Source organism: Candidatus Propionivibrio aalborgensis (assembly GCF_900089945.1).
Classification (GTDB): domain Bacteria; phylum Pseudomonadota; class Gammaproteobacteria; order Burkholderiales; family Rhodocyclaceae; genus Propionivibrio; species Propionivibrio aalborgensis.
Genome location: NZ_FLQY01000247.1, coordinates 1 through 1,064, shown reverse-complemented (window position 1 = coordinate 1,064; position 1,064 = coordinate 1). Strand labels below are relative to the sequence as shown.

Genomic DNA, 1,064 nt, shown 5'->3' with positions numbered 1-1,064 from the left:
ACTTTGAATAACAGGTGGTGTGGGCAAGATGTGCGAGCATCCGAGCCCCTCGACCGCCAAGTCAAAGTTGCCTGGAATGACCTACACACACCTCACCCGAGACGAACGGTATCAGATCGCCATCCTTGCCAAGGCCGGACATGATCAAAGCCAGATTGCCGAAGTGATGAATCGGCATCGATCCACCATCAGTCGAGAGCTCCGCCGCAATCGTGGGCAGCGCGGCTATCGGCCGAAGCAGGCACACGAGTTCTCACAGGCCCGCATGCGGGCCTGTGAGAACGGCCCTCGAATAGCGGATGCCACGTGGGCCTATGTTGACCAGCAGCTCAGTGAATTGTGGAGTCCGGAACAGATCAGTGGCCGACTTGAAGAGCGCGGTCTGCCTTCAGTCAGCCACGAGAGCATCTACTGCCGGATCTATGCCGACAAGCGTCAGGGTGGGACGCTACATCGCGCGCTACGCTGCCAGAAACAACGGAGGAAACGCTACGGAAGTCACGAGCGACGCGGCACCATCCCCAATCAGGTGTCGATTGACCAGCGCCCAGCCATTGTCGATACGCTCGGACGCTTTGGTGATTGGGAAGCTGACCTGATGATCGGCGCCGGCCAGCAGCAAGCATTGGTCACGCTCAACGAACGGCAATCCCGCTACTCGCTGATGGCCCATGTGCCGTTCAAGACGGCGCGGGCGGTCTCGGATGCCATCATCTCCCTGCTGACGCCTTTTGCCACCTGTGTTCATACCCTGACGTCCGACAACGGCAGGGAGTTCGCTCAGCACCAGCGGATCGCCAGCGAACTCGGCGCTGACTTCTACTTCGCTCGTCCCTACGCCTCTTGGGAGCGCGGGGCTAACGAGAATATGAATGGCCTCATCCGACAGTTCTTCCCGAAGAAAATGTCCTTCCGCGAAATCACCCGGAGCAATATCGAATTCGCCATGCACCAACTCAATCACCGGCCCAGAAAATGCCTCGGCTTCAAGACGCCTCACGAAGTATTTACGGAGCAGTTACACTCGCGTCATAACGCTGTTGCACTTCAGACTTGAATCCGCC

General features: G+C 58.3%; 1 protein-coding gene. It reads left to right on the top strand.

Annotated features, from left to right (window positions below; all coding sequences use genetic code 11):
* Positions 1 to 28: 28 nt before the first annotated feature.
* Positions 29 to 1,057, top strand: coding sequence for an IS30 family transposase (locus tag PROAA_RS12240; protein WP_222102247.1), 1,029 nt, complete (start codon positions 29 to 31; stop codon positions 1,055 to 1,057).
* Positions 1,058 to 1,064 lie beyond the last annotated feature (7 nt).